The sequence below is a fragment of the Acinetobacter sp. yr461 genome (assembly GCF_900110445.1).
GTDB lineage: Bacteria > Pseudomonadota > Gammaproteobacteria > Pseudomonadales > Moraxellaceae > Acinetobacter > Acinetobacter calcoaceticus.
The window spans coordinates 186,575-204,786 of record NZ_FODU01000004.1; the positions used below are offsets into that span (position 1 = coordinate 186,575).

General features: G+C 39.6%; 19 protein-coding genes. 6 read left to right on the forward strand and 13 right to left on the reverse strand.

Annotated features, from left to right (window positions below; all coding sequences use genetic code 11):
* Positions 1 to 66 precede the first annotated feature (66 nt).
* Positions 67 to 2,820 carry an aconitate hydratase AcnA gene (gene acnA / locus BMW38_RS09065; protein WP_092707380.1) on the forward strand — a complete coding sequence of 918 codons (2,754 nt, stop codon included), beginning with the start codon at positions 67 to 69 and terminating at the stop codon, positions 2,818 to 2,820.
* A 44-nt stretch (positions 2,821 to 2,864) separates the two neighbouring features.
* On the opposite strand, the gene BMW38_RS09070 is transcribed toward acnA, so the two are convergent.
* Positions 2,865 to 3,620, reverse strand: a complete 756-nt coding sequence (locus BMW38_RS09070; protein ID WP_092707382.1) for a hypothetical protein — start codon at positions 3,618 to 3,620, stop codon at positions 2,865 to 2,867.
* A gap of 113 nt (positions 3,621 to 3,733) precedes the next feature.
* Here BMW38_RS09070 and BMW38_RS09075 point away from each other — a divergent pair, with 113 nt between their 5' ends.
* Positions 3,734 to 4,495 carry a tRNA threonylcarbamoyladenosine dehydratase gene (locus BMW38_RS09075; protein WP_045126276.1) on the forward strand — a complete coding sequence of 254 codons (762 nt, stop codon included), beginning with the start codon at positions 3,734 to 3,736 and terminating at the stop codon, positions 4,493 to 4,495.
* 51 nt (positions 4,496 to 4,546) lie between these two features.
* Here BMW38_RS09075 and BMW38_RS09080 read toward each other — a convergent pair whose 3' ends face one another.
* Positions 4,547 to 4,669 carry a hypothetical protein gene (locus tag BMW38_RS09080; RefSeq protein ID WP_080547764.1) on the reverse strand — a complete coding sequence of 41 codons (123 nt, stop codon included), beginning with the start codon at positions 4,667 to 4,669 and terminating at the stop codon, positions 4,547 to 4,549.
* Between the two features lie 96 nt (positions 4,670 to 4,765).
* Between BMW38_RS09080 and BMW38_RS09085 the strand changes: the two genes are divergently transcribed.
* Positions 4,766 to 5,665 carry a LysR family transcriptional regulator gene (locus tag BMW38_RS09085; protein ID WP_092707384.1) on the forward strand — a complete coding sequence of 300 codons (900 nt, stop codon included), beginning with the start codon at positions 4,766 to 4,768 and terminating at the stop codon, positions 5,663 to 5,665.
* 33 nt (positions 5,666 to 5,698) lie between these two features.
* Here BMW38_RS09085 and BMW38_RS09090 read toward each other — a convergent pair whose 3' ends face one another.
* The 6 genes from BMW38_RS09090 to BMW38_RS09115 all read right to left on the reverse strand — a co-directional run bounded on the left by BMW38_RS09090 (position 5,699) and on the right by BMW38_RS09115 (position 10,876).
* The gene (locus BMW38_RS09090; RefSeq protein WP_092707465.1) at positions 5,699 to 6,094 is read right to left on the reverse strand and encodes a hypothetical protein; all 396 of its coding nucleotides are present in this window, start codon (positions 6,092 to 6,094) and stop codon (positions 5,699 to 5,701) included.
* A gap of 172 nt (positions 6,095 to 6,266) precedes the next feature.
* The gene (locus BMW38_RS09095) at positions 6,267 to 6,785 is read right to left on the reverse strand and encodes a hypothetical protein (protein WP_005036844.1); all 519 of its coding nucleotides are present in this window, start codon (positions 6,783 to 6,785) and stop codon (positions 6,267 to 6,269) included.
* Positions 6,786 to 7,119: 334 nt separating this feature from the next.
* Positions 7,120 to 8,124, reverse strand: coding sequence for a tRNA dihydrouridine(20/20a) synthase DusA (gene dusA / locus BMW38_RS09100; RefSeq protein ID WP_005044783.1), 1,005 nt, complete (start codon positions 8,122 to 8,124; stop codon positions 7,120 to 7,122).
* Positions 8,125 to 8,265: 141 nt separating this feature from the next.
* Positions 8,266 to 9,456 (reverse strand): MFS transporter, encoded by a 1,191-nt coding sequence (locus BMW38_RS09105; RefSeq protein ID WP_092707386.1) that lies wholly within the window; start codon positions 9,454 to 9,456, stop codon positions 8,266 to 8,268.
* Between the two features lie 18 nt (positions 9,457 to 9,474).
* Positions 9,475 to 9,882, reverse strand: coding sequence for a RidA family protein (locus BMW38_RS09110; RefSeq protein ID WP_092707388.1), 408 nt, complete (start codon positions 9,880 to 9,882; stop codon positions 9,475 to 9,477).
* A 67-nt stretch (positions 9,883 to 9,949) separates the two neighbouring features.
* Complete coding sequence (locus tag BMW38_RS09115; RefSeq protein ID WP_092707390.1) at positions 9,950 to 10,876, reverse strand: DMT family transporter; 927 nt, start codon at positions 10,874 to 10,876, stop codon at positions 9,950 to 9,952.
* 238 nt (positions 10,877 to 11,114) lie between these two features.
* Between BMW38_RS09115 and BMW38_RS09120 the strand changes: the two genes are divergently transcribed.
* The 3 genes from BMW38_RS09120 to BMW38_RS09130 are packed head-to-tail and all read left to right on the forward strand — an operon-like array spanning position 11,115 to position 14,035.
* Positions 11,115 to 12,242: a Re/Si-specific NAD(P)(+) transhydrogenase subunit alpha gene (locus BMW38_RS09120; protein ID WP_004641209.1), complete on the forward strand. Its 1,128-nt coding sequence runs from the start codon at positions 11,115 to 11,117 to the stop codon at positions 12,240 to 12,242.
* Positions 12,243 to 12,253: 11 nt separating this feature from the next.
* Positions 12,254 to 12,568 (forward strand): proton-translocating transhydrogenase family protein, encoded by a 315-nt coding sequence (locus BMW38_RS09125; RefSeq protein ID WP_003654992.1) that lies wholly within the window; start codon positions 12,254 to 12,256, stop codon positions 12,566 to 12,568.
* Between the two features lie 12 nt (positions 12,569 to 12,580).
* Positions 12,581 to 14,035: an NAD(P)(+) transhydrogenase (Re/Si-specific) subunit beta gene (locus BMW38_RS09130; RefSeq protein WP_017391250.1), complete on the forward strand. Its 1,455-nt coding sequence runs from the start codon at positions 12,581 to 12,583 to the stop codon at positions 14,033 to 14,035.
* A gap of 62 nt (positions 14,036 to 14,097) precedes the next feature.
* On the opposite strand, the gene BMW38_RS09135 is transcribed toward BMW38_RS09130, so the two are convergent.
* The 5 genes from BMW38_RS09135 to BMW38_RS09155 form a co-directional block, all read right to left on the reverse strand.
* A complete protein-coding gene (locus tag BMW38_RS09135) occupies positions 14,098 to 14,919 on the reverse strand; it encodes an SDR family NAD(P)-dependent oxidoreductase (RefSeq protein WP_092707392.1) in 822 nt (273 codons plus the stop codon).
* A 250-nt stretch (positions 14,920 to 15,169) separates the two neighbouring features.
* Positions 15,170 to 15,571 (reverse strand): ribosome silencing factor, encoded by a 402-nt coding sequence (gene rsfS / locus BMW38_RS09140; RefSeq protein ID WP_003654998.1) that lies wholly within the window; start codon positions 15,569 to 15,571, stop codon positions 15,170 to 15,172.
* Positions 15,572 to 15,652: 81 nt separating this feature from the next.
* Positions 15,653 to 16,447, reverse strand: a complete 795-nt coding sequence (locus BMW38_RS09145) for a hydroxypyruvate isomerase family protein (RefSeq protein WP_092707394.1) — start codon at positions 16,445 to 16,447, stop codon at positions 15,653 to 15,655.
* Positions 16,448 to 16,460: 13 nt separating this feature from the next.
* Positions 16,461 to 17,330, reverse strand: coding sequence for an NAD(P)-dependent oxidoreductase (locus tag BMW38_RS09150; RefSeq protein WP_092707396.1), 870 nt, complete (start codon positions 17,328 to 17,330; stop codon positions 16,461 to 16,463).
* Positions 17,331 to 17,341: 11 nt separating this feature from the next.
* Entirely contained in the window at positions 17,342 to 18,130 is a 789-nt protein-coding gene (locus BMW38_RS09155) for a crotonase/enoyl-CoA hydratase family protein (protein ID WP_092707398.1), read from the reverse strand.
* Between the last annotated feature and the right edge of the window lie 82 nt (positions 18,131 to 18,212).

The following is an 18,212-nucleotide window of genomic DNA, read 5'->3' on the forward strand; positions in this document are numbered from 1 at the left end:
TTAAAGTAAGAAAACAACATGTAAAAACGTGAAAAATAACATTGCCAGACATGGGAGGATAACCCAATGGCTAAGTATAGCAATATCAATAGTTTTAATGCTTTACAGACGCTAACAGTAGGTTCCAGCAATTATCAGATTTTTAGCTTAGCCCAAGCAGAGAAAACGCTAGGGGATATTGCCAAACTACCGAAATCTTTAAAAGTATTATTGGAAAACTTATTACGGTTCGAAGACCAACTTAGCGTTAAAACTGAGCACATCTATGCCTTAGCAGAATGGTTAAAAACCAAAGGTTCTGAACAGGAAATTCAATATCGACCTGCTCGAGTTTTAATGCAGGATTTTACAGGGGTACCCGCTGTAGTCGATTTGGCAGCAATGCGAGCAGCCATGGCTCAAGCTGGTGGAGACCCAGAGAAGATTAACCCCTTATCTCCTGTTGATTTGGTGATCGACCACTCGGTGATGGTTGACTATTTTGCCGATGATCAGGCTTTTGAAGAAAACGTACATATTGAAATGCAGCGTAATGGCGAACGATATCAATTTCTACGTTGGGGACAGTCTGCATTTAATAATTTTAGTGTAGTGCCGCCAGGTACGGGGATTTGCCATCAGGTCAATTTAGAATATTTAGCCCAAGCAGTATGGTTAGGAGAAGATGAAGGTAAAACGTTTGCATTTCCTGACACCTTAGTGGGAACAGATTCGCATACGACCATGATTAATGGCTTGGGTGTTTTAGGCTGGGGTGTAGGCGGTATTGAGGCTGAAGCTGCAATGTTGGGCCAACCTATTTCTATGCTTATTCCTGAAGTTATCGGTTTTAAACTTACAGGAAAATTACCAGAAGGTATCACTGCAACTGACTTAGTACTCACTATTACTCAAATGCTTCGCCAAAAAGGTGTGGTGGGTAAATTTGTAGAGTTCTATGGAGATGGTTTGGCAGATTTGCCTCTTGCTGACCGTGCAACAATTGCCAATATGGCACCAGAATATGGTGCAACCTGTGGTTTCTTTCCAATAGATGAAGTGACTATAGGATATCTGAAACTGACAGGGCGTCATGAAGACCGTATTGAGCTCGTTGAAGCCTATAGTAAAGCTCAAGGTTTATGGCGTAATGCTGGTGATGAACCTGTTTTTACAGATACTTTAAGTTTAGACATGACCACGGTGCAAGCAAGTTTGGCTGGACCAAAACGCCCGCAAGACCGAGTGCTGTTATCTGAAGTGCCTAAAACGTTTAATGCGCTCATGGAGTTAACGCTAAAACCAGCAAAAGAAGCAAAAGAACGTCTAGAAAATGAAGGTGGTGGTACTGCTGTAGAGGCAAAAAAAGCAAATATTCAACATGAAAGTCCATCTTGTGTGATCGAAGGGCAGGAATACCCTCTGACTCATGGGGATGTTGTTATTTCTGCGATTACCTCTTGTACCAATACCTCTAACCCAAGTGTTATGTTGGCGGCGGGCTTGCTTGCTAAAAAAGCTATTGAAAAAGGCTTACAACGAAAACCATGGGTGAAAAGCTCTCTTGCACCTGGTTCTAAGGTCGTGACTGATTATTTGTTGGCTGCTGGGCTTACGCCGTATTTAGATGAATTGGGTTATAACTTGGTGGGGTATGGCTGTACAACCTGTATTGGTAACTCAGGCCCATTACCCGAGCCAGTCGAAGATGCAATTCAATGTCATGATTTGAATGTTGCATCTGTACTTTCTGGTAACCGTAACTTTGAAGGACGAGTACATCCATTAGTTAAAACCAATTGGTTAGCTTCACCGCCTCTAGTGGTTGCTTATGGTTTAGTTGGGAATATTCGAACCGACCTGACAACAGAGCCTCTTGGTGAGGGCAAAGATGGACAGCCCGTCTATTTAAAAGATATCTGGCCAAGTCAGGCAGAAATTGATGTTGTCTTGCAGAAAGTAAATACAGAGATGTTCCATAAAGAATATGCTGCGGTCTTTGATGGTGATGCGAGTTGGCAAGCGATTCAGATTCCAAAGAGCAAAACCTATGAATGGGCTGATGACTCGACTTATATTCGCCATCCTCCTTTCTTTGAAGGAATTGGAGAGCCACCGAAACCAATTAAAAATATTGAACAGGCGCGTATTTTGGCTGTTTTAGGTGACTCGGTCACAACCGACCATATTTCACCAGCGGGAAATATCAAAAAAGATAGTCCTGCGGGGCGGTATTTACAAGAGCAAGGGGTCGATCCAAAAGACTTTAACTCTTATGGTTCTCGACGTGGTAATCATGAAGTGATGATGCGAGGAACTTTCGCCAACATTCGTATTAAAAATGAAATGCTTGGTGGTGAAGAGGGTGGTAATACTATTTACATTCCAAGTGGTGAAAAGCTTGCCATTTATGATGCAGCAATGCTTTACCAACAAGAAAACACACCTCTTGTGATTATTGCAGGTAAGGAATACGGAACAGGTTCTTCACGGGACTGGGCTGCAAAAGGAACAAATTTATTAGGTGTGAAAGCAGTGATTGCAGAGAGTTTTGAGCGTATCCATCGTTCAAACCTAGTTGGTATGGGAGTATTACCATTACAGTTTGTTGATGGGCAAACTCGTCAATCTCTTAATTTAACTGGTCATGAAGTGATATCAATCCGTGGTTTACTGGACGGGATTCAACCTCATCAAATTCTTGAAGTTGATGTAAAAAGACCGGATGGGGTAGCGAGTCACTTTAATGTGTTGTGCCGAATTGATACGTTAAATGAGGTCGAGTACTTTAAGGCTGGTGGTATTTTGCATTATGTACTTCGAAATTTGATTGCAGACTAATTGAAAAAGAAACCCTGTAAATTACAGGGTTTCTTTTTGGAAACTTAACTAAACTTAAATAATTTCTTCCAGCTAAATGACGTAGTCAGCATCCAAACATCGAGTGGATTAAAATATAGTGAATCTAAATCAAAGAAATCGCTAGATGCTTTTAAGGAAAGCTTTAGTGGTTCTGATTCTTCATCAGCCGAAAAAGTTTGATTCTCTAACAACTCTGGATTTTCGATAAGGATATATAACAAGAAATGATTCAGAATATAGGATGCTTGATCTACTTTTAGATTTATACATCCATCTGGTTTACCGAATTGATGCATTCCGCAAGAATAAAGTAAATTATCGTCGGAAATAATAGGAATAAAGCCTTTAAACAGATCTAGGGTATTTTCAGCACTATAACTAAGCCAATCACTTTTAATATGTGTAAGTCCAGAAGTCTCAACTTTAATTGCTAAGCCACCTGCTTTGATGAGGGCTTGTCCTAACAACAGAGCTTGTTGTGCTAACTCTATTGATCCACCCTCACAAACAACATAAATAACCATATTATGTCGATCAATTTTTTCTAATTCACTTTCAGAAAAACGGCCCATACTCAATGACCTAAAAATCTGACTTACATTCGGATCATTTTCATACTCTTCAATTTCAGCATAATGCTCATTTGTTAAAGACTTAATAATTGAGCCTGCGTAAATATATCCTGTTTCATTAGTGAGGAGGGCATGTAATAGAGCTTGATGATTTTCCCAAACACCTGGGATACATAAGACAATTTTTTGATTAAGTTCTTGATTCATTATTAATAAATTTTAAGGGACTTTTGCTATTTATAATATCGTAAAAGATATCCTATGCCTAATTGATTCAGGTAAAATAGCCACCGTGTTTTATATCCCCCCAAAGAGTAACAATGACCGATCTCCAACAAGATGAATATGAACGTCGTTTTGCAGGTGTAGCCAAAGTTTATGGTGATTCATCGTTTCAACATTACGAGCAAAGTCATGTGATGGTGATTGGTATTGGTGGTGTTGGCAGTTGGGCTGTAGAGGCTTTGGCTCGTACAGGAATTGGTGAAATCACATTAGTGGATATGGATGTTGTCGCGGCATCAAATGTAAACCGTCAGCTACCAGCGATGACCTCTACATTAGGCTGTGAAAAAGTTGAGATTATGGCGGAGCGCTGTCGCCAAATTAACCCGCGTATTAAAGTAAATATTATTGATGACTTCTTAACACCTGAGAATGTCACAGAGCTTTTAAATCCTGTACCCAATATTATCTTAGACTGTATTGATGACGTTAAAGCGAAGTTGGCTTTAATGCTGCATTGCCGTTTTAACAAAATTCCTTTGATTGTTTCTGGTGGAGCAGGCGGTAAGCTCGATCCGCTTAAAATTCGTGTGGCGGATTTATCAAAAACCGAACAAGACCCGATGTTGGCGAAGTTGCGTAGCCAACTTCGCGCTCGTGGTATTTGTAAAAAACCAAAAGAGAAATTTGGAATTACCTGTATTTATTCGATTGATAACCCATTCTCAAGTGCAGATGTGTGTCCATCGGCTGGTTTACGCTGTGGTGGCTATGGTTCAGCGGTGGTTGTGACTTCAAGTTTTGCCATGATTGCAGTAGCTGAAGTTTTAAAGAAACTTGATTTAAAGAAAGCTTAGTTTAAATATTAAAAAGGCATGCTCTTAGGTTTGAGTATGCCTTTTTCTTTTTTAGTCATATAACTCTATCGTGTCGTGTTTGGGCTGTGTTGGAAGCTGCTGATCGTAAAATTTAAAGCACCATAAAATTAAAATAACGACAGTGAATATGGTGAAACCTTTTAAATACTTCATGAATAATTCAATCAAGTGAATGGTCTTGATAAAATTCTAGCGAAGGTAATCTATCTAATCTAATATAGAAAATAGGCTTAATGATCTAATTTTGAGATGGGAATGCTCACTTTAAAACAATTTCAATATTTTATAAAAATTGTTGAAGAAGGCAGTTTTACGGCTGCTTCAGAAAAGCTCTTTATTGCTCAATCAGCTTTGAGTAGGCAGATAAAATTATTAGAGGAAGAAATTAACTTTCAACTATTTGATCGTACTGACAAGAAAGTAAAGCTTACAGCAGCAGGAGAAGTCTTTTATAAGAAAATAAAAGATAACATGCTCTACTTAAATGAAATTATTGATCTTTCTAAAAGTGTTTCGGAAGGAAAAAACCGCCAGATTAAAATTGCTCACTCAAGCAGTATTGTCATGGATCATAAAAAGATTCAGATATTAAAAGAAGTTAGCTTAGCTAAGCAGATAAATTTTGAGGTGAATACCTTGTCATCGGAGCAGCAAATCTTAGCTTTAATGAGTGGAGAAATTGATATTGGTTTGATAAGACCACCAGTATTGCATAGCCTTGAAGAAATAACGATTTTGAAATTATATGAACAGCCCTTATTTGTCGCTGTCTATATTGATCACCCTAAATTTAAACAAAAACAAAGTATCCAGATAAGAGATTTAGTAGATGAATATTTTGTTTCAACTCCACATCCAAAGCGGGGAGGTTTGAGCTATCTAGTCTCAAACTTGTGTGTAGGAGCTGGTTTCTTGCCTAAAACAGCGGTAGTCCAATCTCGTAAGATAACCCAATTACAATTAGTCGCTGCAAATTTGGGTATTAGTATTGTCCCTCAAGAATTTGAACAAATACTACCCAAAAATGTAAAACTGATTCCGCTGGAAAATAAGAACCTTTTCTCTGAAGTGGTTTTAGCTTATAGAACAGACCAAAGTGATCTGATTCAATCTTATGCTGAACATATCTACGAACTGCTACAAGCGTGAGTAGGAGATATCTTTAACCATATGCTGAAATAATTATTGTAGCCCGGTGTGCTCGCTAATAAGAAACGTATATTCGCTATCACCGTCTAACTGACGCTCCTGAGACATAATGTCTATTTTAGGGCGTTTATGTTGATAGAATTCTAAATTGATGCAACCACTATTATTAATTGCATAGCGAATATAGTAATTATCTGGCTCTAGAAAGATTGTTGCTTCTTCAAATGAGTGCAGAGATAGAATTTTTTTCTTATCGTGAAAAATCACAGAAGGACAATCTAGTAATCCATTTAAATATTGCTTTCGCATGACATGGATTCGAGCTTGAGGAGCCGTTCCTTTCAATAAATATTGTGGTTGATAAATCCTTTTTTCTGGTACTTTTTTGAAAACTTCTATAACGTTTGTATCGGGAATGGCATACGCCAAACTAAACGACGTCAGTAAGTAACCGCCTAAGAGTATTTTTTTCATAAAGTTACATCATCATTTTTGACAAGTACAATATGAAAATCATGCAAAAAAGAAGCCAAGCCTGATTTAAAAAGTCTGTCTGATCAACTGCTTGGCATATTTGAAAAGGATTGAAAAACCCGATGCCTTAGGTAGGTTGCCCTAAACGATAGTAAGTATAAGTGACGCTATCATCTTTATAGACATCATAACTATTTTGTTTGAAGTCAGAGACCCATTCACTTCCTGTGTATCCAGCAATATGTCCATAAACATGGTTACGGGTTCTGTGAATGATATAGATGTCACCTTCTTGTGGCTCATCAAATGATGGATTTATCTCTTTATAGCCAATCTTTTTAAGAGTATCTCCCCAGTCTGAAGCTGCAATGGGGTGATTCCGAATATCTGCACCAGCAGATTCGAGAGCAAGGCGGATACTACGTGCACAACGGGCTTTGCTGCGTCTTGAGGTAATACTTTCTAATTTAGCTACGAATCTATCAACATCTATTGCTGGAGTATCGGAAGTTTCAGTTTGATGATTACTAGGTTTCATGGTGAAAGGATAAGGGAGACTTGGAGTGCTGTGGGATACAACAATGGCTGCTTGATTTGAATCCTGATACATATAATTATCAGCTACTTGTCCGTCATAAATAATCATCGTGAAATCTCTACCGTACTATCTATATCCATATTAAAAAAATCACCACCTACCTGTGGCGTTCAGAGATACTAATAGGCGTACCTTAAAAGTTTTGTTTATGTTATGTAATAACGTATCTTTTTTCCAGATATTGCTACTTAGATATAAAAAGATATTTATTAAAATGAAACACAAAAACAATTTAACTTAAGTTGTTGATATTTTTATTTAAAAATAATTAATCAGAGCTTAAATTTGAATATTTTAATTCAGTCATTGCGAATATACTCAAAATCTAAGTCCCTGATTTAAAATGCCACATTTTCTTACAATTTAAGAAGCCATCGCATGCTTAAGCCTGATGTTCTTTTAAATATTCCTCAGTACGAATTAAAGCTGCTTGCATGTTGCTAATAGCCTGTTCAACATCGCCTAAAGTTTTTGCATTTCCGCCACTTAGCGCCTGACGCCATTTACGCGCACCTGGTAAATTTTGGAATAAGCCTAAAATATGACGTGTAATGATGGAGAGTGGAGCACCTTCAGCCATACGCTGTTCAATATAAGGTAGCATTTGTTCCATAATCTCGAATCGATCTGGAGCTTCCAAATTCCAAAGCTGACCCATTTCCGCGAGTAAGTACGGATTATGGTAGGCTTCACGGCCAATCATGACGCCATCAACATGCTGTAAATGTGTTTGAGTTTCAGCAAACGTTTTAATCCCGCCGTTAATTTCAATGGTGAGATGGGGGCGCTCTTGTTTTAAACGATAGACATCTTCATAGCGTAAAGGTGGAACTTCACGGTTTTCTTTTGGTGACAGGCCTTTCAAAATAGCAATACGGGCATGAACTACAAAATGAGTGCAACCTGTTGCTGCAACTGTATCTACAAAATGAAGCATCTCTTCATAAGAGTGCATGTCATCAATCCCGATACGGTGTTTCACCGTTACTGGAATGTTTACTGCTTTTTGCATAGTGTGAATGCATTCAGCAACCAAATCTGGTTCTGCCATTAAGCAAGCACCGATTTTATTGTTCTGTACACGGTCACTTGGGCAGCCTACATTGAGGTTAACTTCATCATAACCCCAGTCTTCAGCCATTTTTGTACAGGTCGCAAGCTCTTGTGGGTTTGAACCGCCTAACTGTAATACGATAGGGTGCTCTTGTGCACTGTAGTCTAAATGACGTTTTGCATCGCCAAAAAGAATCGCACCTGTAGTCACCATTTCGGTGTATAGCACAACATTTGGGTTAAACAAGCGAGCAAAGAATCGATAATCCTTCGTTGTCCAATCCATCATGGGTGCGACAGAAATACGAGGTTGTAACGATTGAAGTGATTGCATAACCAATAGCCCAAAAGTCGCTAAATTAATGAAAGGGCAGCATTATACGAGGTTTATGCTTGAATCGACAGAGGCATTTAGCCGAGTAATTTATAACCACCCTTGTGTTGAATATAGGGAGATGATTTATAACAAGTTACCTTATTGGGAAATCATTTTCTTTTTTTGTAAGATAGCATCAAACAAGCTAAACAAAATACAAAGTACAACTAACCCAATACCAGCAAGGCAAGTCATGGTCCATCCGCCACGGTTCCATGCAAAAATTCCTAATGCTGAACCTCCTGCGCCACCAATAAAGTAAGTGGTCATATAGATGGCATTAATACGAGATTTTGCATCTGGTCGTAAACGGAAAATAATACTCTGGTTGCTTGTGTGTACGAGAGCGAGTGCTAACTGAATTAAAGCAAAACCAGCAATGTAACTCGCAAGCAAAGTTTGTCCATAATAAAAGCAGAGCCAGCTTAATAGGAATAAACCACAGCCCATCCATGTGAGGAGAGTAGTGCGTCCCTGATCGGCATATTTACCAATATAACGGGTTGATAAGGCACCAAAGATACCGACTAAAGGCACTAGTCCAATAAACAGATCAGGTAAATGATGTGCTGAGGTGAGGAGTAATGCGATGGTGGAATATAAAATACTCACAGATGCGAAGGCAAAAGCACCTGTAAGCGCTCTTAATAATAGTCTTTTCTCTTGCTTTAAAAGCTGCCCCATGGAACTAAAGATCTGTCCATAGTTCATTTTCATGCGTAAAACATAAGGCAAGCGACTTTTTAAGGTATATGCCAACAGAAGCATTAATATGCCGCTTACCACATAAACCACTTTCCAATGAAAAAGGTTAGAAAATAGGCCAGCCAGACTGGTAGAGAGTAAAATACCTACCAATAAGCCACTCATTAAAAAACCAATGATCTCGCCAGTTTTTTCAGGTTTTACAGTCATTGTAGCAAGTGGAATAAGCACTTGAGCTGCAACCGAAAATAATCCCGCTAAAATTGTGCCGACCCATAGCATGGGTAAGTTAACAGCAAAAGCAGAAATAAATAGGCCAACTGCACAAAGCACCATCAAAAACGGAATAGCCTTGGCCTTATTGACAATATCACCCATCGGAACAATAAAGAGTAAACCGAGGGCATAAGACACCTGAGCAAATGTAACGGTCAATGCGGCTTGTGCTTGAGTAACAGCAAAGTCTTGTTGAATGGAGTGAATAAGAGGCTGGCAATAATAATTCACACCTGCACATAAGCCACATGCTGTTGCCATCAACCAAAGTAAAGGTTTATTTTGACTGATATCTTCAGGGGTAGACATGATGTTCTCTCGATTTTATTAGGTGTATGCGGTTGCTTCGACTTCAATGAGCATGTGCTCTAATGCAAGGCGTGGTACAGGAATGAGTGTACAGGCTGGAAAAGGATGATTTTTCCATAAATTTTGCATAACTTTAATTAAAATTTCATGTTTTTCGACTGAATGGTCAACAACTAAAACTCTTAATACGGCAATGTTGCTAAGTTCAGCATTGGCAGTAGTTAAAGCATGTTTAACATTATCAATAGCTTGGGAAACTTGTTCTTCAAAGTTTGGGCTTAATTCACCTTTTGAGTTTTCGCCACCTTGACCTGCAATATGAATAATCTTTTTAAAATTTTCTACCACAGCAACATGACTATAAGCATTTGGAGTAGGGTCGTATAAAGTTGATGGATTTATTATTTTAAAAGTTTCTTGATTCATGGAACTCAACCGTTCAGTAAAATTTAGATGAGTATCCAACCTCAACTTAAGTTGAGGTCAAGAGAAATTAGTATTTTAATCTTTTCTTTCTGAGGGTAATTATCATGACACCTGCAATATTTAAAATACAGCCCACCCATTGCCACATATTGAGATGTTCATTTAAAAAAGTAACCGCGAGCAAAATAGTTAAAACCGGTCCTATCGAAGCAATCATGGCAGATTGAGAGGCACCAAGTCGCTCAATACTTTGCATGAGCATAACGGTAGGTAAAACAGTGACCAAAAAGCCAAGTCCGACGCCGTACCAAATTACACTAGATGGAAGTTGTAATAGAAGTTGAATAGGCTGAGGAGTGCTTAATACATAGTGTGTTAATGTACCTATACAAGCCACAGTTAAAGCTAACCCTGTGAAATTCCAAGAACCAAATTTTTTAATTAATGGTGGGGTTAGTAGTAAATAGCCTGCAAAAGCCACAGCACTCGCAAACACGAGACTTGTGCCTAACCAGAAGTTGCCCTGAATTGGTGCATTGTTGTGCTCTTGAAGCATGACCAATACAGTTCCACCATAACTAAGAAAAATGGCAAATAAACTTTTTGCATCTAATTTTTGTTTGTAGAGCAAGCTTGAGACAATGACTGTGAGTGTGGGATATAAAAATAGAATAATTCGTTCGAGTGAAGCACTAATAAACATCAGACCCATAAAATCGAGCCAGCTGGCAAAGTAGTAGCCTAATAGACCAGCAAAAATTAAAATTAGCCAATCCTTCTTTTTTATGCCCTGATTATGATGCCTGTTAAACCAGCAAATTAATAGAAAGAACGGTAAAGCGCTTAACATGCGTAAAGCCATCAGGACTGTAGCGTCTACTAATGGAGAAAGGGCATAAGTCTGTTTAATAAATATTGCTTTTGTACTGAATAGAAAAGCAGAGCAAAGAGCAAAAAAAGACCCGATTTGAAACGAAGATAAAGAAATTTTCATATACAAGACTGTATAAGAGAGACTGTTGTCTGCAAAAAAAGAAAAAGCTTCCTATATTACACCTCAAATCAAATATCGTGAATCATCAGTTCAAAATATGGGTATTTATTAAATAAATATTGGGTGGTATTTTAAAAAAGTTCAATTAGAATCCAAATTCTGTACAAAGAATACACATGGGGGAAACATTGCAGGTTGCAATGTTTTTGACAATGAGAAATTAGCTTGAGGAACGCTCATGCAAATCGGAATCCCAACCGAAACTGTCGTCGGTGAAAATCGTGTAGCTGCTACGCCAGAGACAGTAAAGAAGTTGATTAGCGCTGGTCATAGCGTTGTGATTGAACGTGGTGCTGGTGTAAAGGCTGCGTACATTGACAGTGCTTATGAACAGGTCGGTGCAACCATTACGGATGATGCCTATACGGGTAGTCAAATTATTTTGAAAGTTCGTGCGCCACAAGGCGGGGAAATTCAAAAACTTCCAGCAAATACTGCTGTTGTAGCAATGTTTGATCCTTATCGTAATACCGAGCTAGATCAGTTTGCGAATCAGCAAGTTTCTGCTTTTGCATTGGAATTGCTTCCTCGTACGCTTTCTCGTGCGCAGAACATGGACGTATTGTCTTCTCAGGCAAACCTTTCTGGTTATAAATCAGTTTTGCTTGCTGCCGCTGAATATCAACGTATGTTCCCAATGCTTATGACTGCTGCTGGTACTGTAAAACCTGCTCGTGTTGTGATTATGGGCGTGGGCGTTGCAGGTCTTCAGGCAATTGCAACGGCAAAACGTTTAGGTGCAATTGTTGAAGCAACTGATTTGCGTCCTACAGCAAAAGATCAAGTTGAATCTTTAGGCGGTAAGTGGTTAGACGTACCAATGTCTGAAGAAGAGCAACAACGTGCAGCTGACGCCGCTAAAAATGGTTATGGATGGATGCCGGGTGAGCAATACATCAAAGACCAAGCCGCGATTGTTGACAAGGCTGTTTCTAACGCTGACATCGTAATTACAACTGCATTGTTGCCAGGTCGTGATGCGCCGCGTCTGATTAAGGCTGAAACTGTTGCCAAGATGAAACCAGGCTCTGTCATTTTAGATATGGCTGTTGAAACTGGTGGTAACGTTGAAGGCTCTAAAGTTGGCGAGACTGTGTTTACAGAAAATGGCGTGAAAATTTTGGGTGTTCCAAATATTCCGGCAACTGTAGCGACAGAAGCTTCTGCACTATATGCGCGTAACGTATTCAATTTCGTAGAAACTTTATTCGACAAAGAGAAAAACTTTGCGATTAATCAAGAAGACGAAATCCAAAAAGCCCTATTGGTCACTCATGGCGGTCAAGTACTGCTTAAGCGTGGTTAAGGAGATTTCTCATGGTTGAAACTATTACAATTTTCGTCCTTGCCATCTTCGTAGGTTATTACGTAGTTTGGGGTGTTACACCAGCTTTACATACACCACTTATGGCAGTAACCAATGCGTTGTCATCTATTATTGTAGTGGGTGCAATGTTGCAAACTGTGGGTCTGCCTATTTTGGGTGTAGATGCTAACGTTGCATTTCAAAGTGTGAATGTGGTGAGCGTACTGGGTGCGATTGCGGTATTTTTGGCAAGCATTAATATTTTCGGCGGCTTTGCAGTAACTGCACGCATGTTGGAAATGTTCAAGCCTAAGCAAAAGAAATAAGAGGGCTTTGACATGGAATTTATTCAAGCAAATGCAAATTGGTTGTACCTCGTAGGCGCAATTCTCTTTATCTTGACGCTTCGTGGTTTGTCTGGCCCTAAAACAGCAATTCAAGGTAACCGTTACGGTATGATCGCGATGGCGATAGCTGTAGTTACGACCTTCTTTGTTGCGAATAACCCAGTTATCTGGATGATTGTTGGTGCAATGGTGTTGGGTGCAATCGTTGGTATTGCCCGTGCTCGTACTGTGCCAATGACTCAAATGCCTGAAACTGTTGCATTGATGCACTCGTTAGTTGGTTTGGCTGCTGTCCTAATTGCAATTGCTGCAATTTTACACAACAACCAACTCACTGAATTGTTTGCTCAAAATGAGGCGGCTTTAACCGCGGCTGGTGTGCAACATGTGCACATGAGCAGTGTTCACTTATTTGAATTGTTCGTAGGTTGTTTTGTTGGTGCGATTACCTTTACTGCATCTGTGTTTGCGTACGGTAAATTGGCTGCAAAAAAATGGGCGAAAACAATTTCTGGTGCATGGGTTAAACCTGTTCAAGCGCTTATCTTTATTGCGATGTTGGCTTGTGGTTTCTACTTCTTTACCACTGGCAACATGACTGCATTCTGGGCAATGACAGCACTTGCACTTGCATTTGGCTGGGTATGGATTGCACCAGTTGGTGGTGGTGATATGCCTGTAGTGGTATCGCTTCTTAACTCATTCTCGGGTTGGGCTGCGGCAGGTATTGGTTTTACACTTGAAAACAACATGTTGATCGTTGCGGGTTCTCTCGTGGGTTCATCTGGTGCGATTCTGTCGTACATCATGTGTAAAGCAATGAACCGTTCAATCATCAATGTATTGTTTGGTGGTGCAATGGGTGGCGCGGCAGTTGCTACAGCTGCTAAAGGTGAGCAAGTTCAGCGTAACCACCGTTCTGGTTCTGCTGATGATGCTGGCTTCTTGATGTCAAATGCCGACAGCGTTGTGATTGTACCGGGTTATGGTATGGCGCAAGGTCGTGCACAAAATGCTGTAAAAGAATTGTGTGAAATTCTAAAAGAGCAAGGTGTTCGCGTTCGTTTTGCGATCCATCCAGTTGCTGGTCGTATGCCTGGTCATATGAACGTATTGCTTGCTGAAGCAGACGTAGCATATGAAGACATCTTGGAAATGGATGAGATTAACTCAGACTTCCCTGCAACTGATGTGGTGCTTGTAATTGGTGCAAACGACGTAGTAAACCCTGCTGCGAAAGATGATCCAACTTCACCAATTTATGGTATGCCGATCCTTGAAGCACATAAAGCACGTACGATCATGGTGATTAAGCGTTCTATGGCAACAGGTTATGCAGGTCTGGACAACGATTTGTTCTATAACGAAAAAACAATGATGATCTTTGGTGATGCCAAGAAAGTTGTTGAAGATATGACTAAAGCAATCAATGGTGGCGGTCACTAATCTGACCTCAATCAGGATTGTAAAAGCCACCCTCGGGTGGCTTTTTTATTTGGTCTATTTGTTTAAAAAAATTTTTCTACAAGGTCCATTGACTGTTGATAGAGGTCGCGTGCCAGTTGCTGGTTTTTTGCGTGTGAAGATTTCCAGTCTGGCATATGTGCGCTGACATACTCTCCATTATGATTCTGCCATGCATCTCCGGTTGCCATTTCTGTAATGAGATTTGCTGGAACTGAGGTTGGGACTAAGCCTAATTTCATCGCTGCATAAACTGGTTTTGGTAAGTCACGATAAATATCAGAAGCGACACCGCCCGGGTGCAATGCATTGTTGGTAATAGAACTACCTGCTAGTTGTTCTGCTAAAGCATTGCTGAATAGTAAATTCGCAAGCTTCGATTGCCCATAATAGAACAGGGGATTGTAAAAACCTTCTGCTCGAAACTTGTTGGGTTTAATGGAGCCCACCCAGTGTGCGATGGATGCGAGATGAATAATCCGTGCTTCAGACGATTGTTGTAAAACTGGAAGTAATTTTTGAGTTAGTAAAAAATGACCTAAATAATTAACGCCAAATTGCTGCTCGAAACCATCGACAGTCAGTTGTTTGGTTTTGGAAAATAACCCTGCATTGTTAATGAGTACATCAAGGCTACCATAGCGATCTGCAATCTCGTCGGCTGCCTTTCGAGTTAATTGAAGACTGTTTAGATCGAGAGAAACTAAATCGACTTGTCCTTGGTTAAGGGCGCGTAATTTGTTTTGCGCATCTTGAGCTTTTTCTGGATTTCGGCACGCTAAAATAACATGTTGCCCTTGTTTAACGAGTTGTTCTGCTGTGGCAAAGCCAATCCCTGTGTTGGCACCCGTAATTAATATTCTCACTTTCTGTACTCCGGTTATGCTATTTATTGGTGGGGACTTCAAGAGTTTGTATATTGCTGCAAATCTGACAATTTGTCATGTCAAATTTAAAAGTGCGCGATGATTGGCTTTTAATGGCTAATAAAGCATTCGATGAAATTTAAAGATTTTGTTATTTAAAAAATATAAATACCACTTTATGAAGGGGCATACTTTTTCTAAAGAATTAAAAAAGCGGCTCAAAAGAGCCGCTTTTTTTAAAAGCAAAATTTTAAGCAACCGACTCTGGAGCGGTACGCCATAAGCTTTCTAAATCGTAGAATTTACGAGCTGTTGGTAGCATCACATGTACTACAACAAAGCCGAGATCAATCAAGATCCATTCTGCATCTCGTTCACCTTCAACGCCAATCGGGCGGAAACCGGCTTTTCGAGCTTCTTCTGCAACATTGTCAGCGAGTGCTTTGACATGGCGAGTAGAAGTACCACTTGCAATTACAATAGCATCAGAGACATTGCTAATTGAGCTAACATCTAACTGGAGAATATCTTTTGCTTTTACATCAACTAAAGCGTCATGAACAACTTTGAGACAAGTCTGTACGTCTTTATTTGAGGTGTTCATTGCGAAATCGTGAGAATTAGACACGCTGGGCGATGGTTCTAAATTCATATAGGGTATATTTTCCTGACAATTACTCACTATCTAATATAGTGGTTTTCGCGCTAAATTTCAATCAGAAGTCGTAACAGTTTATATATTTACATCATCCGAAAAATACTTTTTCTTCCAAGTAAATGACTGATTTGAAGTATTTTCAGGCTTATATTCTGCTGCAATATAGTTCTGATAAGAGCTTTGCTTTAACCAAGAAAAAATTTGTTCATAGGGAATTTGGGCTGTATCTGGTTCATGACGACCCGGACAGTCCGCAAATTGAATATGTCCAATTAAGTTAATATTTTCTTGCAAACCTTCAAGTACATCTTCGCCCATCATCGCCATGTGATAGCAGTCATATTGCATTTTTAGAGCAGGATGATTGACTGCTTCTAGCATTTCTTGTCCCTGCGCAATGTTCTGCACCAAAAAGCGTGGCATATCGGTACCGTTAATCATTTCAAAAACGGGTTCTATACCGTGTTCACTAAGTAAGTTACAGGCAAGCTTTAAATTGGCTGCTAATGTTTTTAAACAAGGAAGTAAGTCAGCATCTAGAGGCTGTTTTCCTGCCAAAATATTAACACGGGGAACTTTTAAAGCAGTGGCATAGCTAATTGCTAATTCTAAAGCTTCACGAAAAGCTGTTTCTTGACCGGGTACACCAGCTAAACCATTTCCGCCTTGCATAAGATCACCAGCAGGCACATTGATTAGGCAGAGGCTAAGATTGTAGCGTTCGAGTTGAGTTTGAATATCTGGAATAGCCAATTCATAAGGAAATTGAATTTCTACATATTCAAAGCCCTGTGCATGGGCCAGAGCAAAACGTTCAATTAAAGGAACTTCGGTAAAAATCATGGATAAATTGACTGCAAGACGACCCATACTCAAACTCCGTTTATTTTTGCTCTATTAATTGAATCATAGTAGCTAAATCTTTCTCAGCAAAGCCATTTTTTTGGTGAGTTTGTAGCTGTAGTAGAGCTTTTTGTGCAACTGGGATGTCTAAATTAACATTGTTAGCCAATGTTACTGCGTTGTTAAGATCCTTAGATAATGTTTGAACTTTCCACTGAACTGGTTCAAATGTATGAGTTGCCATGCGTGGAGCTAGAATTTGAAAGGGTTTAGAGTCAGCAAATCCACCAGCTAAGGCAGGAGCAAGCAAAGTTGTATCTACACCAGCTTGATCTGCAAGTGCGACAGCCTCTGCAATAAGAGCACTGTTAGCTGCAACAATAAGTTGATTACAAATTTTGGTGGCTTGGCCGGTTCCTATATCTCCCATGCGAGTCACACGTTGGGATAGAACATTATAAATAGGAGTTAATTCTGTAATCGTTTTAGCATCACCGCCTGCAAAAATGACAAGTGTGCCTTGTTCTGCACCCACTGTTCCACCTGATACAGGTGAGTCAATCCATGTGACGTCATGGGTAGTAGCTGCTTGAGCAAGCGTTTTCGTTGCGGCAACAGATAAACTCGAGAAATCCACAATAACTTGTTTAGCTTTTAAGTTAGGCTGAATTTGCTCAAATACAGCTTGTACTGCTTTGTCATCTGCCAGACAGATTAAAATAACTGGATATTCACCAATATCTGAAAGTTCTAAAGGTTGTGCACCGATATCAATAAGTTCGTCACATGCAGAGGCGGTTCGATTCCAAACAGCAACTTGAAAGCCAGCTTGAATAAGGCGGGTTGCCATCCGACTTCCCATAAGCCCTATGCCTAAAAAAGCAATAGGGGTGTTGCGATCAAAATTCATAATCTAAGCTCTTATTTATATTGGCGTGGTAAAAAATTAACTTCTGGATGTTTGTCTTTTTTACGAGCAAGTTTGCTATTTTTACCAAGTAATAATTTAAGTTGCCAGATTTTTTCTAGACGTAATGATTTTTCTGGTTGATGTTCCATTGCGTCAAGTACACGTTTTGCCGCAGTGAGGGCATCAGGTGAGCGCTGCAACATTTCAGAGGCAATCTCATTTGCTCTTTGTAAAGGAGAATCACTTAAATGAGTTACAAGACCAATTTCTTTTGCATAGTTTCCATCAAAAACACGGGCAGTTAAGGTGAGTTCTTTTGCAAGGTCAACACTAATTAAACCTTTTAATGAGCGAGTAAGTCCCATATCAGGAACTAAACCCCAACGGCTTTCCATAATCGACATTTTTGTTTCTGGATGAGAAATTCGGATGTCAGCAGCCAAGGCGAGTTGCATGCCAGCGCCGAAACAATATCCTTCTAATGCCGCAATAACAGGTACAGGTAAATTCTGCCAAGTCAGAAATGCTTTTTGAAAAAGGCTTTGTCCGGGTTTTACAAGTTCCCAAATGGCAAAAGCAGAGTTTTTGGGATTGTTGAGGTCAGATAAATCAATACCAGCACTAAACACATTTCCTTCGCCTGTCAAAATAACACAGCGAATATCTCTATCCTTTTTAATTGCTTTTGCAGTTGAAACTAACTCTTTTAATAAGGCAAAACTCATCGCATTGCGTTTGTCTGGACGGTTTAAATATACCGTTGCAATGCCATTATTTTTTTCAATACGTAAGAGTGCCATGAGATTCCCGCTTCTTTTTTTATAGATGAACGGAGCATAACATGGCTGTAATCTGGAAACATGACAGCTCAGTCATACCTAT

Excerpts from the sequence above, each read along its gene's own strand:
- acnA (WP_092707380.1), top strand. The coding sequence starts at position 67 with ATGGCTAAGTATAGCAATATCAATAGTTTTAATGCTTTACAGACGCTA.
- BMW38_RS09070 (WP_092707382.1), bottom strand. The coding sequence starts at position 3,620 with ATGAATCAAGAACTTAATCAAAAAATTGTCTTATGTATCCCAGGTGTT.
- BMW38_RS09115 (WP_092707390.1), bottom strand. The coding sequence starts at position 10,876 with ATGAAAATTTCTTTATCTTCGTTTCAAATCGGGTCTTTTTTTGCTCTT.
- BMW38_RS09075 (WP_045126276.1), top strand. The coding sequence starts at position 3,734 with ATGACCGATCTCCAACAAGATGAATATGAACGTCGTTTTGCAGGTGTA.
- BMW38_RS09110 (WP_092707388.1), bottom strand. The coding sequence starts at position 9,882 with ATGAATCAAGAAACTTTTAAAATAATAAATCCATCAACTTTATACGAC.
- BMW38_RS09150 (WP_092707396.1), bottom strand. The coding sequence starts at position 17,330 with ATGAATTTTGATCGCAACACCCCTATTGCTTTTTTAGGCATAGGGCTT.
- BMW38_RS09130 (WP_017391250.1), top strand. The coding sequence starts at position 12,581 with ATGGAATTTATTCAAGCAAATGCAAATTGGTTGTACCTCGTAGGCGCA.
- dusA (WP_005044783.1), bottom strand. The coding sequence starts at position 8,124 with ATGCAATCACTTCAATCGTTACAACCTCGTATTTCTGTCGCACCCATG.
- BMW38_RS09145 (WP_092707394.1), bottom strand. The coding sequence starts at position 16,447 with ATGGGTCGTCTTGCAGTCAATTTATCCATGATTTTTACCGAAGTTCCT.
- BMW38_RS09080 (WP_080547764.1), bottom strand. The coding sequence starts at position 4,669 with ATGAAGTATTTAAAAGGTTTCACCATATTCACTGTCGTTATTTTAATT.
- BMW38_RS09125 (WP_003654992.1), top strand. The coding sequence starts at position 12,254 with ATGGTTGAAACTATTACAATTTTCGTCCTTGCCATCTTCGTAGGTTAT.
- BMW38_RS09095 (WP_005036844.1), bottom strand. The coding sequence starts at position 6,785 with ATGATTATTTATGACGGACAAGTAGCTGATAATTATATGTATCAGGAT.
- rsfS (WP_003654998.1), bottom strand. The coding sequence starts at position 15,571 with ATGAATTTAGAACCATCGCCCAGCGTGTCTAATTCTCACGATTTCGCA.
- BMW38_RS09105 (WP_092707386.1), bottom strand. The coding sequence starts at position 9,456 with ATGTCTACCCCTGAAGATATCAGTCAAAATAAACCTTTACTTTGGTTG.
- BMW38_RS09155 (WP_092707398.1), bottom strand. The coding sequence starts at position 18,130 with ATGGCACTCTTACGTATTGAAAAAAATAATGGCATTGCAACGGTATAT.
- BMW38_RS09120 (WP_004641209.1), top strand. The coding sequence starts at position 11,115 with ATGCAAATCGGAATCCCAACCGAAACTGTCGTCGGTGAAAATCGTGTA.
- BMW38_RS09085 (WP_092707384.1), top strand. The coding sequence starts at position 4,766 with ATGGGAATGCTCACTTTAAAACAATTTCAATATTTTATAAAAATTGTT.